The organism is Corallococcus sp. CA053C (genome assembly GCF_003611675.1).
Taxonomy (GTDB): domain Bacteria; phylum Myxococcota; class Myxococcia; order Myxococcales; family Myxococcaceae; genus Corallococcus.
Genome location: NZ_RAWA01000698.1, coordinates 1 through 2437 on the forward strand (window position 1 = coordinate 1; position 2437 = coordinate 2437).

Consider the following 2437-nt stretch of genomic DNA (forward strand, 5'->3'; position numbering starts at 1 on the left):
GCCCCGCCCCCCATCCGCGTGCCGCCCGGCTGCGAGCGCAACCAGGCGGGCGACTACCACCACGCGCAGAACCCGGCCTTCCGCTACCTGGGCCAGGACGACGGCGGCACGCTGACACTGGCGGTGGTGCGCGCCTGGGCGGACGGCGGCGTGGAGTCTCCGGACGCGGGCTCGGTGGGCATCGTCCTGCGCCGCACCCCGGACGGCTTCGTGGGCGAGACGCACGCCACGGGCTTCACCGGTTCCGGAACGCCCTGCCCCGTGGCCTTCCCCACGGAGGCGGTGGCCTGCACCGACGCCGGCCTCACCCTGCGCGCCGCGTCCAGCACCGCCATCGACGAAGGCTGCCACGCCGCGCCCTCCGGCCCGGCCCCGGTGCGCCAGGAGCAGGTGCTGCTGCGCGGCGCGCCCGACGCGGGCCTCTAGGCTCCGGCCCCAAGCACCGCGCCGCCCCTCCGCCCCGGTAGGTCGGGGAGGAAGCGGCGGCGCGAGGCACTGCAGGGACCTGTCGGGGAGGGACTTCAGGCCGCCTGGCGCGGCTGCTCCTCGGTGGAACTCACGGCCGGCGTGGCCTCCGCCACCTTCACCCGGCCGACGAAGCCCTGCAGCAGGCTGGACACGCCCACGTACAGGAAGCCCGCCTGGAACAGGACGATGAAGGGCACCGACGTGTAGATGCGCGCGTCGATGGCGAACCACAGCGCCCCGGTGAAGTACGCGGCGAAGAGCAGCTCCACCACCGGCATCAGCGTCTTGCTGCCGCGGTAGCTCTTCTTCACCGGCGCCTTGACGCTCTTGCCCTCGGCGCCCGTCTTCGGCGTGCGCGCGAAGCCGGACTGCTGGTTGAGCAGCGCCTCGCCCACGGCCTTCGCGTTGTTGATGGCCAGGCCAATACCCAGGCTCATCAGGAAGGGCAGGTACTTGAAGCGCTCCCAGCCCGTGGCGCCGCGCTCGCGCTGGGCGGCCACGTAGAAGACGCAGACGCTGGCCGTCGCGGTGATGAAGAAGGGCAGGTCCAGGAACAGCGTGCCGTACAGGCCGTGCTGGAAGCGCACCACCATGCTGATGGGCATCAGCACGGACAGGAGCACCATCAGCAGGTACGCCATGTTGTTGGTGAGGTGGAAGAAGGCCTCGCGCTTCACCAGGAGCGGCAGGTCGCTCTTGAGGATGGTGGGGAGCAGCTTCTTCGCAGTCTGGATGGAGCCCTTGGCCCAGCGGTGCTGCTGGCTCTTGAAGGCGTTCATGTCCACCGGCACCTCGGCCGGGGAGATGACCTCGGGCAGGAACACGAACTGCCAGCCCTTCAACTGCGCGCGGTAGCTCAGGTCCAGGTCCTCCGTGAGCGTGTCGTGCTGCCAGCCGCCCGCGTCGGAGATGGTGCCGCGGCGCCAGATGCCCGCGGTGCCGTTGAAGTTGAAGAAGCAGCCGGCCCGGTTGCGCGCCGTGTGCTCGATGATGAAGTGGCCGTCCAGGAAGATGCTCTGGGCCTGCGTGAGGATGGAGTACTCACGGTTCAGGTGGCCCCAGCGCACCTGCACCATGCCCACCTTCGCGTCCGCGAAGAAGGGCACCGTGCGCATCAGGAAGTCGGGGCTCGGGACGAAGTCCGCGTCGAAGACGGCGACGTACTCGCCCGTGGCCAGCTTCAGGCCGTTCTCCAGCGCGCCCGCCTTGAAGCCCTGGCGGTTGACGCGGTGGATGTAGACGATGTCGTGACCCTTCTGCCGGTGGCGCTCCACGCACGCACGCGCGATGCCGCACGTCTCGTCCGTCGAGTCGTCCAGCACCTGGATCTCCAACAGCTCCCGCGGGTAGTCGATGCGACACACCGACTCCACCAGGCGCTCCACCACGTACATCTCGTTGAAGATGGGCAGCTGGATGGTCACCCGGGGCAACGCCTTGAGCGTGCCATTCGGAGTGGGCAGCTTGAACTTGTGGCGGTAGTACAGGAACGCCATGCGATACCGGTGGGATCCATAGACCCCCAGCACGCTCAGCAGGCTGAAGTAGACAGCCAGGAAGATGATCTCGACGGTGGTCATCGGTGACGCTCAGCCCCTCCCGCTGGCCCTGTCGCCAGCGGTCCTACCAGACGTGGCGGCATGCCGACCGACCGCTCACGCTGACCGCCGCCTCCTGGGTCCGCTGAGCCCCGCCCCGTATGTGCCCGAAATAACAGGGCTTTGACCATCCGACTACTGATCGCGGCCGGACAATAGGGAGGCACCCGGGTCGTGTCAAACTATTCCCCGGTTTCGGCAGGTTGAGAACGGCTGCTTTGACGCAATCCGCCATCCCCTCCTTCCCTGCGTCAGGGCGATCCCGGGAGGCGACAGGGCCTCCCGCCGGAAGACTTCCCGGGTGCGCCGTGAGACGCAGGACCTAGCGGGCGGCGCGCAGGGGGATGGGGGCCGCCCGCTAGGTCCTGCGT

General features: G+C 69.0%; 2 protein-coding genes. One reads left to right on the forward strand and one right to left on the reverse strand.

The window, feature by feature from the left end; genetic code table 11:
• On the forward strand, positions 1-426 hold a 426-nt coding region (locus D7V97_RS42275), incomplete at its 5' end, for a hypothetical protein (protein ID WP_233583597.1).
• 95 nt (positions 427-521) lie between these two features.
• On the opposite strand, the gene D7V97_RS42280 is transcribed toward D7V97_RS42275, so the two are convergent.
• Positions 522-2048, reverse strand: coding sequence for a cellulose synthase family protein (locus tag D7V97_RS42280; RefSeq protein ID WP_120616174.1), 1527 nt, complete (start codon positions 2046-2048; stop codon positions 522-524).
• Positions 2049-2437 lie beyond the last annotated feature (389 nt).

Excerpts from the sequence above, each read along its gene's own strand:
- D7V97_RS42280 (WP_120616174.1), bottom strand. The coding sequence starts at position 2,048 with ATGACCACCGTCGAGATCATCTTCCTGGCTGTCTACTTCAGCCTGCTG.